Annotated in this window: 8 protein-coding genes; 6 read left to right on the top strand and 2 right to left on the bottom strand. The window is 47.8% G+C overall.

Annotated elements, in window-relative coordinates; all coding sequences use genetic code 11:
- The first annotated feature begins 13 nt into the window (after positions 1 to 13).
- Positions 14 to 1,822: a phytase gene (locus ACN0RF_RS08740; protein ID WP_417438714.1), complete on the top strand. Its 1,809-nt coding sequence runs from the start codon at positions 14 to 16 to the stop codon at positions 1,820 to 1,822.
- Positions 1,823 to 1,864: 42 nt separating this feature from the next.
- Here ACN0RF_RS08740 and ACN0RF_RS08735 read toward each other — a convergent pair whose 3' ends face one another.
- Complete coding sequence (locus ACN0RF_RS08735) at positions 1,865 to 2,515, bottom strand: class I SAM-dependent methyltransferase (protein WP_417438713.1); 651 nt, start codon at positions 2,513 to 2,515, stop codon at positions 1,865 to 1,867.
- 208 nt (positions 2,516 to 2,723) lie between these two features.
- On the opposite strand from ACN0RF_RS08735, the gene katG reads away from it, so the two are divergent.
- Complete coding sequence (gene katG, locus ACN0RF_RS08730; protein ID WP_417438712.1) at positions 2,724 to 4,904, top strand: catalase/peroxidase HPI; 2,181 nt, start codon at positions 2,724 to 2,726, stop codon at positions 4,902 to 4,904.
- A gap of 92 nt (positions 4,905 to 4,996) precedes the next feature.
- Here katG and ACN0RF_RS08725 read toward each other — a convergent pair whose 3' ends face one another.
- A complete protein-coding gene (locus ACN0RF_RS08725) occupies positions 4,997 to 7,192 on the bottom strand; it encodes a TonB-dependent receptor (protein WP_417438711.1) in 2,196 nt (731 codons plus the stop codon).
- 294 nt (positions 7,193 to 7,486) lie between these two features.
- Here ACN0RF_RS08725 and ACN0RF_RS08720 point away from each other — a divergent pair, with 294 nt between their 5' ends.
- The 4 genes from ACN0RF_RS08720 (at position 7,487) to ACN0RF_RS08705 (ending at position 15,226) form a co-directional block, all read left to right on the top strand.
- Entirely contained in the window at positions 7,487 to 8,161 is a 675-nt protein-coding gene (locus ACN0RF_RS08720) for an SDR family oxidoreductase (RefSeq protein ID WP_417438710.1), read from the top strand.
- Between the two features lie 114 nt (positions 8,162 to 8,275).
- Entirely contained in the window at positions 8,276 to 10,177 is a 1,902-nt protein-coding gene (locus tag ACN0RF_RS08715) for a cytochrome c/FTR1 family iron permease (RefSeq protein ID WP_417438709.1), read from the top strand.
- Between the two features lie 240 nt (positions 10,178 to 10,417).
- The gene (locus ACN0RF_RS08710; protein WP_417438708.1) at positions 10,418 to 13,240 is read left to right on the top strand and encodes a TonB-dependent receptor; all 2,823 of its coding nucleotides are present in this window, start codon (positions 10,418 to 10,420) and stop codon (positions 13,238 to 13,240) included.
- 3 nt (positions 13,241 to 13,243) lie between these two features.
- Positions 13,244 to 15,226, top strand: coding sequence for a metallophosphoesterase (locus ACN0RF_RS08705; protein WP_417438707.1), 1,983 nt, complete (start codon positions 13,244 to 13,246; stop codon positions 15,224 to 15,226).
- The last annotated feature ends 4 nt before the right edge of the window (positions 15,227 to 15,230 follow it).

Here is a 15,230-nt window from a genome sequence, read left to right as displayed (position 1 = left end):
TTAAAGGATAACTATGAGAAATAAAATGATTTTAAGCGCAGTAGCATCAAGTTTGATGCTACTTGCCGCTTGCGGTACGTCAGCGTCAGAAACGAATATTCGTCATAAAGTCGCACTGAATAATGACTACCTGAAAGTTACTGCTGATGGACTAAGCCTGGGCGATAAACGTGTTGCCGAAGGTGACTTTTTCCATCTACGAACTATGCCGTTAAGTAATGGTGAAACTCTGGTTGGCGCTATGGATGGTAACACTCAGGAGCTTTTTCTATGGCGTGCCAGTGGCAAAGATGTACAGCCGGTGTGGAAGGGCGAAATAACCAGTCGCGTGATAGAGGATATCTGCTTTTATGAGAGTAACGAAAACCAGCAGCTGTCTGTATTTCTACTTGGCGGCCGAGGTGGTGCAGAGCAGCGATTGTTAAAGCAGGACGAGCAGTGGTTAAAAGAGCCGCTGGTTGTCCGCAATATGAACGTACCTTTTGACAGCACGGCTTGTGTTGTATCGAATGCGGAACAAAAGCTGTACGTTGCCGAAGCGGATCAGGCTGTGTGGGCTTATAACGCAGAGCCGGAAGTTGATCAGGGGCGCGACTTAATTGCAGCAGCCAAACCTTTTGGTGTTATTGAAGGCGAAGTGAAAGCGCTGGAGCTGCTTGATGATGGCAGTTTGCTGGTGCTTGAAGAAGAGCTGCCGCGGTTGCTGGTGTATCGCCAGAATGAGCAGGGTTTTAAGTTTGATAAAGCCTTTGCAATTGACGGCGCTGAAGCTTTTACCGATGTGTCTGATTTAGGCAATGGCGAGCTATTGCTGACAGAAGAAGACATGACGGCAACGAGCAAGCTGACAATTGATACTCTGGAGTCAAAAAAGCGCTCGGTTAAAAAGCCGGTGTCTCAGGTTGAGGCAACACTGCAGACTGAACCCTCACCGTTACGCGGCGATGCGATTGATGATCCTGCTGTTTGGGTACATCCGGAAGCCCCTGAGAAAAGCCGCATTTTGGCTACAGACAAGCGCACAGGTCTCTATGTTTATGACATGTCCGGTAACATTGTTCAGGAACTCCCTGTAGGCCGGCTGAATAATGTCGATGTCCGTGGCTCCTGGGCAGTTGCTTCCTTGCGTGACAACAACAGCCTGCAATTGTTTGATATTAACGAGGACGGAGAGTTTTCGATTGGTACCAATGCGCTTACCGATATTGAAGAAATTTACGGTCTTTGCATGGGTTATAACGAAGCGACAGAACAGGCTTCCGTTTATGTAAACGGCAAATCTGGTGTTATTCAGCAGTTTGTTATAAGCAACGAAGGCAAGATGGAAAAAGTCAGAGAATTGAGTGTTCCATCTCAGCCTGAAGGTTGCGTGGTGGATGACAAAACACAGCGCTTATTCGTTGGTGAAGAGGACGTCGCGGTATGGTTATTTGATGCTGCAGCGGATGGTTCAACCTCCGGTGAAGCCATTATTAATGTTGACCAACATGAAGAGCTGGTTGACGACATTGAAGGTGTTACCTTCGCAAATGTTGATGGCAAAGATTTATTGTTTGTCTCAAGTCAGGGCAACGACAGTTACATTGTGTTTGAAGGGCAGGCACCCTGGTCGTTGCTTTCGCACTTCCGTATTCGCACCAATACTGAGTTAGCTATTGATGGCGCATCAGAAACCGATGGCATTGACGTAACAACTCAGTCTCTGGGTAAAGGGTTTGAGCAAGGCGCGTTTATTGTTCAGGACGGACGTAACCGTATGCCGGAAGCGGGTCAAAACCTTAAACTGGTGCCGTTAGAGAATATTCTGAAAACCATTAAGTAAGTAGTTACTTCTTATACGCTTACTGATAAAGCCGCCCGGTAGTTAACGCTGCCGGGCGGCTTTGTTCTTAAACAAAATGACTCGGTCGCTAACTACTTCAATGCGTAACTGGAAGCGTTGTGCTATCCATTGCATGGTTTTTGGTGTGTAAAAGCTGATATGGGTGGGGTCCCCTTTGTAGCTCCACAGGTTAAAGTCGTCAGCCGTTTCTTTTGTGAACATGCAGGTCATTACTCCCAGCCAGCCGCCGGGTTTGATCAGGCCAAATAACTGCGCCCAGCTCTTATCGGGCTCCCGAAAATGTTCTGCTACTTCGGTGCAGGTGACAAAGTCATACTGACGACTCAGCTGACCGATATCCGGCGCGTAATAGATGTCATAAACAGACATCTTCATCCCCTTTTCTTCAAGCATCAAATTCAATGTCGGACCCGGGCCGGAGCCAAAATCGAGCCCCTCCATACCCGGAGACAGTTTATCAAGTAAAGGGGTTGCCAGGTTATTTAAAAACTTACGGTAGCCAACATCGTTTGGGCCATTTTCATGATAGTCGTAAATGAGCTTCTCTTCGGCTTGAGACAGCAGGGTGTCAGGGTCTGCGAAAATAAGATCGCACTCCGTGCAGCGAAAATACGGACGCTTTTTATCTGCACAAAAAGGCTTGGATATTGAGGAACATAGAGTACATTGCATGGGGGTATGCTACCTCAGGTCCTCAACCTATGCTAGATCCAAAGATACTTCACCAATCTCGGGGGCATTCCGATCTTTCCCTCTATTTTTCGTGTATCTATAAAACCTATCAAAGCAAACGAAATCTTACCTTTGAGTAAATAACCGGGCGTTGCTATAACTTACATAACGAATATTCAAATTGAGCACAGAAAATAAGGAAGGCTAAATGACTAAATCAAGTGGTGGCGGTAAATGCCCTATCATGCACGGCAGCATGACCTCTGAGAAAAAGACGAACACCCATTGGTGGCCAAACTCGCTGAAGTTGGAAATTCTGCGTCAGCACGACACCAAAGCGAATCCGCTGGATGAAGATTTTAATTACGCGGAAGAGTTTAAAAAAATTAATTTAGAAGAGTTAAAGCAAGACCTGAAAAACTTTATGACCGACAGCCAGGAGTGGTGGCCGGCAGACTGGGGTCACTATGGTGGCTTAATGATTCGTATGGCCTGGCATTCGGCGGGTTCATACCGCTTAGCCGATGGTCGCGGTGGTGGCGGTACAGGTAACCAACGCTTTGCGCCGTTAAACAGCTGGCCTGATAACGTAAGCTTAGACAAAGCGCGTCGCTTATTGTGGCCAATTAAGAAAAAGTACGGCAACAAACTGTCATGGGCAGATCTATTCATTCTGGCCGGTAACATGGCCTATGAATCTATGGGTCTTAAAACCTTCGGGTTTGCCGGTGGTCGTGAAGATATTTGGCATCCGGAAGAAGACACTTACTGGGGTAGCGAGAAAGAATGGCTGGCGGAAACGAAAAACCGTTACAGCTCAGATGAAGAGCGTGATTCACTGGAGAACCCACTGGCAGCAGTGCAAATGGGCTTAATTTATGTGAACCCAGAAGGTGTTGACGGCAACCCGGATCCGCTTCGCACTGCAAAGGATGTGCGTGAAACCTTTAAACGCATGGCAATGAACGATGAAGAAACCTGTGCGTTAACTGCGGGCGGGCATACTGTGGGTAAGTGTCACGGTAATGGCAAAGAAGAAAACTTAGGTCCGGAACCCGAAGCTGCAGATGTTGAAGAGCAGGGCATGGGTTGGCGTAACAGCGGTGGTAAAGGCGTTGGTCGCGATACCGTTACCAGTGGTATTGAAGGTGCATGGACTACGGAACCAACCAAATGGGATAACGGTTACTTTTACTTGCTGTTTAATTACGAGTGGGAGCTGAAGAAAAGCCCGGCTGGTGCGTGGCAGTGGGAGCCTATCGACATTAAAGAGGAAGATAAACCGGTCGATGTGGAAGATCCGTCCATTCGTCATAACCCCATTATGACTGACGCTGATATGGCGATGAAAATGGATCCGGACTATCGCAAAATTGCGGAGAAGTTCTACAAAGACCCAGAGTACTTTGCTGACGTATTCGCCCGTGCCTGGTTTAAACTGACGCACCGCGATTTAGGTCCAAAAGACCGCTACTTAGGTGCCGATGTGCCGGAAGAAGACCTGATTTGGCAGGACCCAATTCCGAAAGTGGACTACACCTTAAGCGAACAAGAAATTGCTGATTTAAAAGAGAAGTTATTAAACACAGAGTTAACGTCTTACGAGCTGATTTCTACCGCATGGGACAGCGCACGTAACTTCCGTTGCTCAGATTTCCGTGGCGGCGCCAATGGTGCTCGTATTCGTTTAGCACCACAAAAAGACTGGCACGGTAACGAGCCGGAAAAACTGCACAAAGTCCTTCGTGTACTGGAAGAGCTGCAGTCGACGCTGGACAAGAAAGTGAGTTTAGCGGACCTGATTGTTTTAGGTGGTACGGCTGCCGTTGAAAAAGCCGCAAAAGATGCCGGTTATAACGTAACGGTTCCATTTGCGCCGGGCCGTGGTGATGCAACCGACGAACAGACCGATGTGGAGAGCTTTGAGCCTTTAGAGCCATTGCATGACGGTTACCGTAACTATCTGAAAAAAGATTACGCGGTACCGGCCGAAGAACTGATGCTGGATCGCACCCATTTGATGGGCTTAACGGCACCAGAAATGACGGTTCTTGTCGGTGGTATGCGTGCTTTAGGTGCGAATTATGGTGAATCTGAGCACGGCGTATTTACTGACCGGGTTGGTACATTAACTAACGACTTTTTCGTTAACCTGACTGATATGAACAATGTCTGGAAGAAAGCGGATGACCACTACGAAGTTCGTGACCGCAAAACTGACGAACTGAAGTGGACAGCAAGCCGCATTGACTTAGTCTTCGGTTCAAACTCTATACTGCGTTCGTACTCAGAGCTGTACGCTCAGGACGACAACCAGGAGAAGTTTGTAAAAGACTTTGTGAAGGCCTGGACGAAAGTCATGAACGCAGATCGGTTTGATTTAGCTTAAAGCTTAATTAGCCGGTTAATGAGAAGGGGCGCATATTTTTAAGCGCCCTTTTTTATAGCGGATTCAGTTTTACTGGATATGCTTTTAGCCTATTAAAACTCAGCCTCGAAACCAACACCAACCACTCTTGGTGCGCCGAATATTGCGTACGGGAGATCCGGGCGAGTGTATTCGATGTAGCCTTTGTCGAAAATGTTGTTCGCAAAAATATAGGCCGACCAGTCGAACTTGTCATAACTGATCTTGGCGTTAACTAAGGTGCGTGATGACACTCTGTTATCTGTAGCGCGGGTTGCCATATTCATGGAGTCGCGATAGTTAGCGTTTACATTCACCGTCCAGTCTCGTGCCGGATATAAGTTCACGCCGAGTGCAGCTGTATGCTTAGGGGCGAAGATGAATTCAGTACCCGCATAGTTTCGGACCTGAGCCTCGGCAATGGCTTCAAACTGATCGTACTGGGTTCTGGAATATGAATACGAGCCGTACCAATCCAGGTATGAATTGACGTATTGGCGCGCTTCAAGCTCAACCCCGTACAAGTGCGCTTTGCCAGCATTCACTGTATGGTTATCAAAACTGTTAAGGCCGAATTCAGCGCTGACTTGTTTATCTTCCCAGTCAATATAATAAAGGTTGCTGCTGACAAAAAGCTTGTTGTCTAACAGCTGACTGCGCCAGGAAAGCTCGTAGTTGGTGGTAAATTCCGGGTCGTAAGCGAAGACTTCGGCACGCGCTATATTGTACGAGCTACCACCGGAACGGTAGGCCCGCTGTACCGTTAAAGCCAGCGAATCGTTGTTATCGTAGTCCCAGCGCACCGCCAGCTTCGGCAAAAAGGCATTAAAGTCGCGGGTACTTTCGGGAACACTGTTACCTGCGCGAGCAACCAGGTTCAGTACTTCCTGATTGATGCCGCTGATAATGCTATGAGGGGCGGTGCCGGGCTCGCCGTAATTTGTTGGGTCGGGTAAGGTTCCGGCAAATTCAGCTTCAGTTAACGACTCGTAAGTATATCGCTCGGTGTCGTAACGAAAACCAGCGATAAGTGCAACATCGTCGGCTAAAGCATACTCAACGTCGGCGAATAAAGCCTGGTTGGTTGAACGGTCGGCAACATCATTACCGTAATCAACAGGGATAGACGGCAGAGCCTGTGAATAACTGTTAGCAAACTGAGTGGCGGTGGCCTCATCTAATCCCATATTTTGTAATGCGCTGACAATAGTTGCTACTGGTGTTGCGACACCACCTAGTTGGTTATCAACGCTGTCTTTCTGACGATCAGACCAGTACCAGCCGAGCAGCCCATGAAAATCGGGGTAGTCAAAGTGTAACCGTAATTCCTGAGAGCGATTTTGATAGTCATGATCCATTCTGCCGTACTGATTATCTTCTGCTATTAAATCAACATCGTATAAGCGCAGGGAGTCCGAATCAGATTGAGACGTGATGGACGATAACGCCCAGTTTTCGTTAAATTGATAACTTAAGTCCAGTGACAAAATATCCGTCGTGATATCAGTCACATTTTCCCGGTTGGAGGTGTTTTCGCGGTTATCAAAATAGTCTTCGATATCGGTGCGGCTATACGTGAAGCGATACGGGTCTTCACGGTCGTCGCGCATAAGTGTTAGTTTTGCGGTAAAGTCTTTCAGTGCTTTGGGCTTCCAAAGCAGCTTGAACCGGCTGGCCATGGAGTCGACAGAGTCTTCCATATCGTTACGCGTGGTGTTTTTGATAAAACCATCAAAATCACGCTTTTCTACTGCAACCCGAAAAGCCAGTTCGTCGGCGATCAATGGGCCACCACCGGCAAAAGCTAAGCGTCTGTCGTTTGGATCTGACCAAATAGCTCTGGTTTTCCAGTTCCAGTCCATAGTCGGATCCTGAGTGCTGATAATAATCGCGCCGGCTAGTGAGTTTTCACCCTGCACCGTTGACTGCGAGCCCCGGAGAATTTCAACCTGAGAAACGTCCCATAAGTCCGATGGACCGGCGTCGTTAATTTCGCTGGGAAGGGCAACTCCATCGACATAGACAGTGGATAATGGGTTAGCTGAATTGCTTTCGTCACTAATGCCCCGAATGGTAAAGCCTGAACCGCCGTACATTTTGGATACATTGGCTGTGTTGTCTATGATATCGCCGAGGTCGAGCAAGTTTTCCTGATCAATTTTTTGTGCTGTTGTTACAGCGACACTACTGGTGGTTTCTGACAGTGATCGCTCGCGTTTTTCACCCTGAACTTTAATAATTTCCAGGCCGTCTTTTTGCGACTGATCCATAGCGTCTTCTGCTGAAACAAGGGGAGGGGTAAAAGCAGCTCCAACAAAAATGAATGCACATAAGCCTGTTATTATTCTTTCATTTTTTCCGGTCACTTTTTTGTTCTCCTTGGTTTCGCTTGTGAGTCAGCTTCAATAAGAACGCTACCTTAATGTAAATGCGAATCAGTATCAGTAGCATTTTGGTTTTTTCATCGAAAGGGTATAAAGCGCAGTGCGTTATTATGCGTCGTTGATCGCTAAGCAAAGTAGAAGAGTACAATAGAAATAGAAACACAAACTTAAGGAGGAAGTATGTCCAAAGTATTATTGATAACAGGTGCTTCAAGCGGCATTGGTGAAGCTACGGCCCGAAAAGCGGCGAAAGAAGGATTAAAACTGATATTAACGGCGCGCCGGAAAGAAAAACTGGATGCGCTGGTTAAAGAGTTTGGTGCGGATAATGCCATTGGCATAGCTGCCGATGCCGGAAACTATGACGAGCTAGCCGAGGCTGTAAAGCAGGGCGTAGATAAGTTTGGTCAGCTGGATGCGGTATTCGCTAACGCCGGAACTGGGGTTTCGACCGCCGGAACAGAAGAGGGCGATCCGGACGAGTGGAAGTCTATGGTGGATGTGAATATCAATGGTCTTCTGTACACGGCGAAACTGACCTTACCGCATTTACGTAAAACCACCGGTCACTTTTTAATGACAGGCTCTGCCGCCGGGCGAATTACGCTAAAAGGTTCGGTGTATGGTGCGACTAAGTGGTTCGTTCATGGCTTTGCTCAAAACCTGGCCGAAGAAATGAAAGAGTGGAACGGACGCTGCACAACTATAGCACCGGGTATGGTCAATACGCCGTTTTTCGACGAACCTAAGCCGGACAAACTGGCTCCTGAAGATATTGCCGATGCGGTATTGTATTCAATCAATGCGAATCCGCGTAATTGTGTGCGCGAAGTGTTCTTAATGCCGGCGTATTGATTTAGCTCAGATTAAGAGACTTTAAAGACAAACAACAATAGTTATCATTTAATACTTCTCAAGGTTCCTGTATAATTTTAAGCCTGATTATGACATGAGCCTTGAGGAGTACTCGTGTTTTCCCGATTCTTGTTTCCTATTGCCTTAATAGGCACATTACTTTTCTCCGGTCAGACTTTGGCCAGTTCTTCAGCGGATACTCAAAGTTCTGACATGCGTCAGTTATTACAGTTGGCGGAATACGTTGGTGTAGATTATTCCGAAGCGGTAGCCAACGGTAAAGTTATTAACCCCGACGAATACAGCGAAATGACCGAGTTTGCCGGCCTTATTGGTGAAAAGATTGAACAGGCGCCGCAGGCGGTGCAACCCGAAATGCGCCAGTTGGTGGACAAGCTCAAGCAGCTGATTAATGACAAAGCCGACCCGGAAGCGGTTGTTGCGCTAACCAGTGAGCTAAGAGATACCCTGTTGTCGGCTCTGCCAAAATTAAGTCTGCCGTCAAAATTGACAAGTGAAACGCAGGTCAAACAGCTATTTCAACAAAACTGCTCAGCCTGTCATGGTGCGAGTGGCCAGGGCGATGGCCCTGCTGCAGCCGGACTGGAACCTGCGCCGACTAACTTTACCGACCGTGAACGCGCCAATAACCGCTCATTACTCGGGTTGTTTGACGCTGTTTCCGATGGCATCGACGGCACGGCAATGGCGTCTTTTAGTCATTTAAGCGAAGAAGAGCGGTGGGCGTTAACTTTCTACGTGGGCAGTCTGGCGTTTAATGACAGCGCTGACTCTGAGCAGAAGGTGGCTTTGAGCGAGTTGATTAATTACAGCCCGAATACCATATTGCAGCGCGGCATTTCGTCTAACGCTATTGATTACTCGCGCACTCACGCCCGTGATTACTTTTCTGAAAGCTCAGTAAACAGCCCTATTGCAATTGCCCGCACAACCCTTGGTCAGGCTTTAAAGGCCTACCAACAGGACAATTATAGCGAAGCTAAGCGGTTGGCTATTTCGGCGTATCTGGACGGTTTTGAGTTAGCTGAAAACTCCCTTAATGCCAAAGCTCCGGAGCTAATGCGAACCATAGAACGTGACATGATGGCGTTGCGTGGGGTTATCAGTAAACCCGGCAAGCTGGAGCAGGTAGAACAAATGACTGCGCAGTTGCAACAGGAACTGGACGTCGCGGCGAATACTTTGTCGGAAGATCAGTTGTCAGAATCCGCATTGTTTGCGGCAAGTGCCGTTATTCTGTTGCGCGAAGGGCTTGAAGCCTTACTCATTGTTCTGGCAATTGGCACAGTACTGGCGCGCTCCGGACGCAAAGACGGCCTGCGTTATGTGCACGCCGGATGGATCACGGCACTAATTGCAGGTGTCGGCACCTGGCTGGTGGCGGAATACTTCATCAGCATTAGTGGTGCCAGCCGCGAGATTATTGAAGGTGGGGCTGCCTTACTAGCCGCCGTCATATTGTTCTATGTGGGTTACTGGATGCACAGCAAAACCCAGTCGCAACAGTGGCAGCGCTTTATTCAGGAAAAAGTGCAGACTCAGCTAAAACAGGGCGCCTTATGGGGTCTTGCCGGTCTTGCCTTTTTAGCTGTGTATCGAGAAGTGTTTGAAACTGTCTTGTTCTATCAGTCTTTACTATTGCAGGCGCAGGACAATGGTAGCAGTGTCGCTTACGGTTTTGTCTTCGGTCTGGTGGTTCTGGCGGTAGTGGCTTGGGCTGTCATTAAATACTCAGTCAAACTGCCAATGAATACGTTTTTCAAGTTCACAACGTACATCATTCTGGCTCTGGTCTTTATTTTGCTGGGCAAAGGCATTAGCGCCCTGCAGGAGGCTGCCTGGTTTAGTCATACGGCGTTTCCAGTGGATGTAACCTTTGACTGGCTGGGTATTTACGCCAGTTGGGAGACCTTAGGTGCGCAACTAGTGTATTTGATTCTTGTGATGGTTTTATTTAAACGACAGATTTCATCAAAATTGAATAAAGTCGTCTAAAAACTGTCATATTTAATCTTTAACATGCACCACAACTTAACATTGTTTGGTTATACTCCCTGGTTAAGTTTTTATGCCCCCAATATTTGGGGGCTTTTTTTTGGCTGTTAGTTGTCATTATATAAGCTTCATAAAACTGTCAGTTAAACGAAATCCTATTGAAACACTACCACACCTATCATACGTGCTTTCGTTTGGTAGCAACCCTGGCAGTCACTCACTATTCATAGGATTTTGTTAATGAAAGCACGAAAATATCGTAATAAAAACTCAGTCAGTAAAAAAACAAAACTGAGTCAGGCAGTACAACAGGTTTTACTGGGTATGGCATTAAGTTCATCGGCCTATGCGCTTCAGGCTCAGGAGTTGAACGAAAATGATAGTGCTGAAAAAGACGATATTGAAGTGATTGCAGTTAGCGGGAGCTACGTTAAAAGTCTGGAAAAAGCGGTTGATATCAAACGCTCCAACATCAGTTTTTCTGATTCGATAGTTGCGACAGATATTGCTGACTTCCCTGAACAAAACCTGGCAGAAGCTTTACAGCGTATGCCAGGGGTGACCATTGAGCGTAACAAAGGGCTGGGTTCAAGAGTCAACGTGCGCAGCTTGCCGACAGAGTTTACCCATGTATCCATTAACGGCCTGGCTACGGCCTCGGGCAGTGGCGGCCGTGATGTCGAATTTGATATTTTCGCATCGGAAATTATCCAGTCAGTAACCGTGAAAAAGTCGCCAACGGCGGCTGATGAAGAAGGTGGTATTGCAGGCTCTGTGCTCATCTCCACTGCCAGACCTTTTGATTACGATGAAACACAGCTTGTGGCCTCGGTAGAAGCCGCTCACAACTCTATTTCAGAAGAGGTTGACCCGAAGTTCTCTGTCCTTGCCAGTGACACATTCGGCGACTGGGGCGCGTTGGTATCGTTTTCGCACAGCGAACGCACCAACCGAACCGATTCTAACTCCGGCATTGATTTCCGCCCACTGTCACGCTGGACCGAAAAATCCGGTGATTCGCAGTGGCAGTCTGACCAGTCGATAGCGGTATTAGAACGGGATACAGGCGTAGTCATTAATGACCCGTTAGATAAAGACGAAACCGGCCGCGTGGTTTTTATGAATAAGGTCGGTGATCGTGCTTATTTAAACGAACAGGAAAAGTGGGGAGCAACAGCTTCGTTGCAGTACAAGCCCAGCAATGAATTTAGCTTAACACTGGATGCCATGTTAGGCGGGTATGACAATACCGAAGACGAGTACGACGCAGCTGCTTATTCTGCCTCCAGCGTCAGTGCTTTAGAACGTATTCACGAATACGATGACACCACCTTCTCTGAGTACGGCATGGTGGTGCTTTCAGATGTGTCTTATGCTGCAACGCAGCACGAATTTTTGAGCAAAGAGAACGTACACGAAACGGACTACAGCCAACTGAGCCTGTCGCTGGACTGGCAGCTTGGCGAATGGACTGTGACCGGGTTGCTGGGATATTCCGGGGCAGAAAAACTGTCTGACCGAACCAACTTAAAACACACTGCTTATGCGCCATCCAGAACGCGTTACACCAGCACGGGCGGTGAAACTATTCCGAGCGATAATCCCGATACTATTGATATGTATAATTCGCCCGGCTCGTATTTGTTTGACTTCTATAATGTTGACCTTGAAGAAATTACCGACGATAAGTACGCCGCACAGTTTGATTTCAGTCGCGGCATTTTCTGGGATGCCTTCCCTGCCTTAGCTAAGGTTCAGTTCGGTGCGCGTTACACAGATAAGTCTAAAGAGCGGAACCTGGGCAATGTTCAGGTAAAAGGACCAACTGCGGATGATAGCTCCTGGAGTGGTGAGCGAACGTTAGAGGACAGCGAGTTGACGCTGATCTCAGATTTAGTACCAGGCGGTGCTTACTTGCCGGAAGTTGAAGGAAAAGGTGGCTGGAGTCAGGTCTCTAATGGCTATGCGCGTAATGAATTTCGTTACGACGGCTTTAATGTACCCTTCCAGGACAACCAGTTTTATCGTGTGGACGAGGAAGTGCTGAGCATATACGCAATGGCGGACTTTGAATTTAATGTCGGCCAGTTCCCGGTGTCTCTGAACACAGGCGTACGAGCTGTCGACACCTCTGTTTTGTCTTTTGGTTACCATCAGGTTCAGATGCCTGACGGCAGCACGGGTTACACAGATGAGCCGATATCCAAAAAAGGTAGTTATACCGACATTCTGCCCAGCCTGAATATGGTGGTTGAGCTAAGCGACAGCGTGTTACTGCGAGCCGCCGCTTCTGAAACCTTTATTCGTCCGGCACTAGGCGATATTGCTTATAAACGAACAGTGAGTGTGAACGAATTCAAATACTTCGATGGTAACCCCGATCTGGAACCAACTTATGCCGACCAATGGGAACTTGGGGTAGAGTGGTACTTAGACAACGGCGGTATTCTGGCCGCTTCCTATTTTGATAAAACTATTGAAGGCGTCGTTCGTGAGTCTTTAACCGGGGTTGTCAAAGACGTTACCAAATACAATGACAACGGCACGCTAGATGGCGTTTATGACTTTGACGTGTACCAGAAGGTGAACGATGAAGGTTCTTACGATGTATCGGGAATTGAATTAATTGCCCAATTCCCGTTAAAAGCGCTGCACTCGTCGTTAGAGGGTTTTGGTATTAACTCTAACTACACCAAGTTGGACAATTCGTTAACGGGGTCGTCTGATTTGGGCATTCCAACGCCACCTCCAGGGTTGGCTGAAACCACCTATAACTTTACCGCTTATTATGAGAATAATAGCTTTGATGCACGGGTTTCATACAATTATAAAGACGAATACGTGGAGCGTGTTGAGCGCAGTATGTATCCAGTTTACCGCGACGACTACGGTCAGGTTGATGTCTCTTTAGGTTACAAAATTAACGACTCAATTAAAGTTGTGGTTGAGGGAATTAACGTGACCGACGAAGCAACCAAAGGCTATACGATGGATCCTAAATTCCCGACCATGTATGAGTTTTCAGGGCGTCGGATAAGCCTGGGCATTCGCGGCAGTATCTAAGCTATGAAGTGTTTATTAAGTACGATGTTACTTGCGCTGCTGTTTATGGCAGCGCAAGTCAAAGCTGACAATAAAGACATTCCGGCAGTTGCTTTTATGCCGGACATTCACTTTCACGATGTTTATGCCGACTTTAACGACGGTTCGTTCAAAGGCTTGCCGAACTCTCGTAGTAAGGATAACGCGACTATCCGCACTATGCAGGCTCAACTGCATTCTACCCGTCTGTTTAACGAAAACTACTTCGCACTGCTTGCCGCGCTAGATGATGCGGCAGCCAGAGGGATTAAACTCATTGCGCTTCCCGGCGACTTCAGCGATGACGGACAACAGGTGCACTTGCGCGGGCTGCAGAAAATACTCAAGCACTATCAGCAGAAGTACGATATGCGATTTTTTGCGGCACCGGGAAACCATGACCCGGTTCGTCCTTTCAGTCGTCCCGCCGGTAAACCGGATTATTTGGGCACAGACGGCCACCGACAGCGAATATTCAGCAAAGGTGCCGCAGAATGTACCGGGTATAAAGGCAAGCAGGCGGTTATTAAAACCGAAAACCCGCTGCCGACCATTTGCACAGAAGAAGTGCAGGAACTCGGGTATAAAGGTGTTTTATCGATATTGGGCGAGCACGGATTTTCGCCGCAGCCGGAATATATCTACTGGGAAACGCCGTTTAGCGGTTACAGCTACGAAGATTATGACTTAGCTAAGGGAAAAGCCAGTGCTGAACTCACTGCAAGACAATACGAAATTTGCAGCAACGGCAGCGGTGGCGAATTTAAGGCTGAAAACGCGGTTAACTGCGGGGAAATTACCGATGCCAGTTATCTGGTGGAGCCGGTTGAGGGTTTGTGGTTACTGGCCATAGACGCCAATGTTTATATTCCTAAAGCGCAGACAGGCAAGAAGTCGTTATCGGCTAATGACTTTCATGGCTCCGGTAACGCTGGCTATAACAAAGTGTTGACGCATAAAAAGCATTTAATGGGCTGGATAAAGGATATTGTAAAACAAGCCGATGAGCGGGGAAAAACGCTGTTAGCTTTTAGCCATTTTCCTATTACAGAGTTTTATGATGGACAGTCTGACACGATATCTGAATTATTCGGTGAGGCGACGTTTCAACTGGCGAGGCGGCCAGATGACTCTGTTAGTAAACTGCTAGCCGAAACCGGGCTCAAAGTACACGTGGGCGGTCATATGCATATGAACGACACCGGCGTTACCCGCAGCGGCGAACAGTTTTTAGTGAATATACAAGCACCGTCACTTGCGGCTTATGTGCCTGCGTATAAAGTTTTAAGGCCTGGTAAGTCGGGCTCGCTAGCAGTTGAAACCATTGTTATTAAAGAGGTTCCGCGTTTTAACGAACTGTTTGAGCACTATAGAGAAGAGTACCAGCAGCTGCTGTCGACAGAGGCGGATAAACTCTGGGACAAAGAGGTTTTAACGGCAAAAAATTATCAGGAATTTACCAGTTGGCATATTCGCGAACTGACCCGTCAGCGTTTTCTTCCTAAGGACTGGCCGGCTGATTTACGTGACTGGGTGTTTTCTTTAAACGGCGAGCAACTGTTGTCGCTATCGCAGCTTACTGAGCAAAGATCCTGGCCGGAGGCCAAAGCCGCGGGCGAGTCTTTAGCCCGCAGTAAAGGCTTCAGGCCGTCAGACTTTTCGCAGTGGACGGGCTTTGAATTTGCGGTCGATTTCTACCGTATTCGTAATGCTGGCCGGTTAGCACTCAAGGACATTTCGGAGTCCCGTTTGCGTCAGTATCAGTTACTTGCCGCTAGCCTTAGCGAGCTCGCGAAAAAGGTTAACGCGCCTGAACAGGTGGTTCAGGAAACCGAGAGTAAACACCGGTTGGCGGCTGCTCTGGCGCATCGTTTCGGACCTGTGCTGGATATTTTTCTTGCGCTGCAAGACGGCGAGCCTGACGAAAACTTTACTATAGACTGGCAGTCGGGTGAGTTAAGGCCCTAATGTA

The organism is Idiomarina sp. (genome assembly GCF_048260185.1).
Classification (GTDB): Bacteria; Pseudomonadota; Gammaproteobacteria; order Enterobacterales; family Alteromonadaceae; genus Idiomarina.
This window is presented reverse-complemented; position numbering and strand designations above follow the sequence as displayed.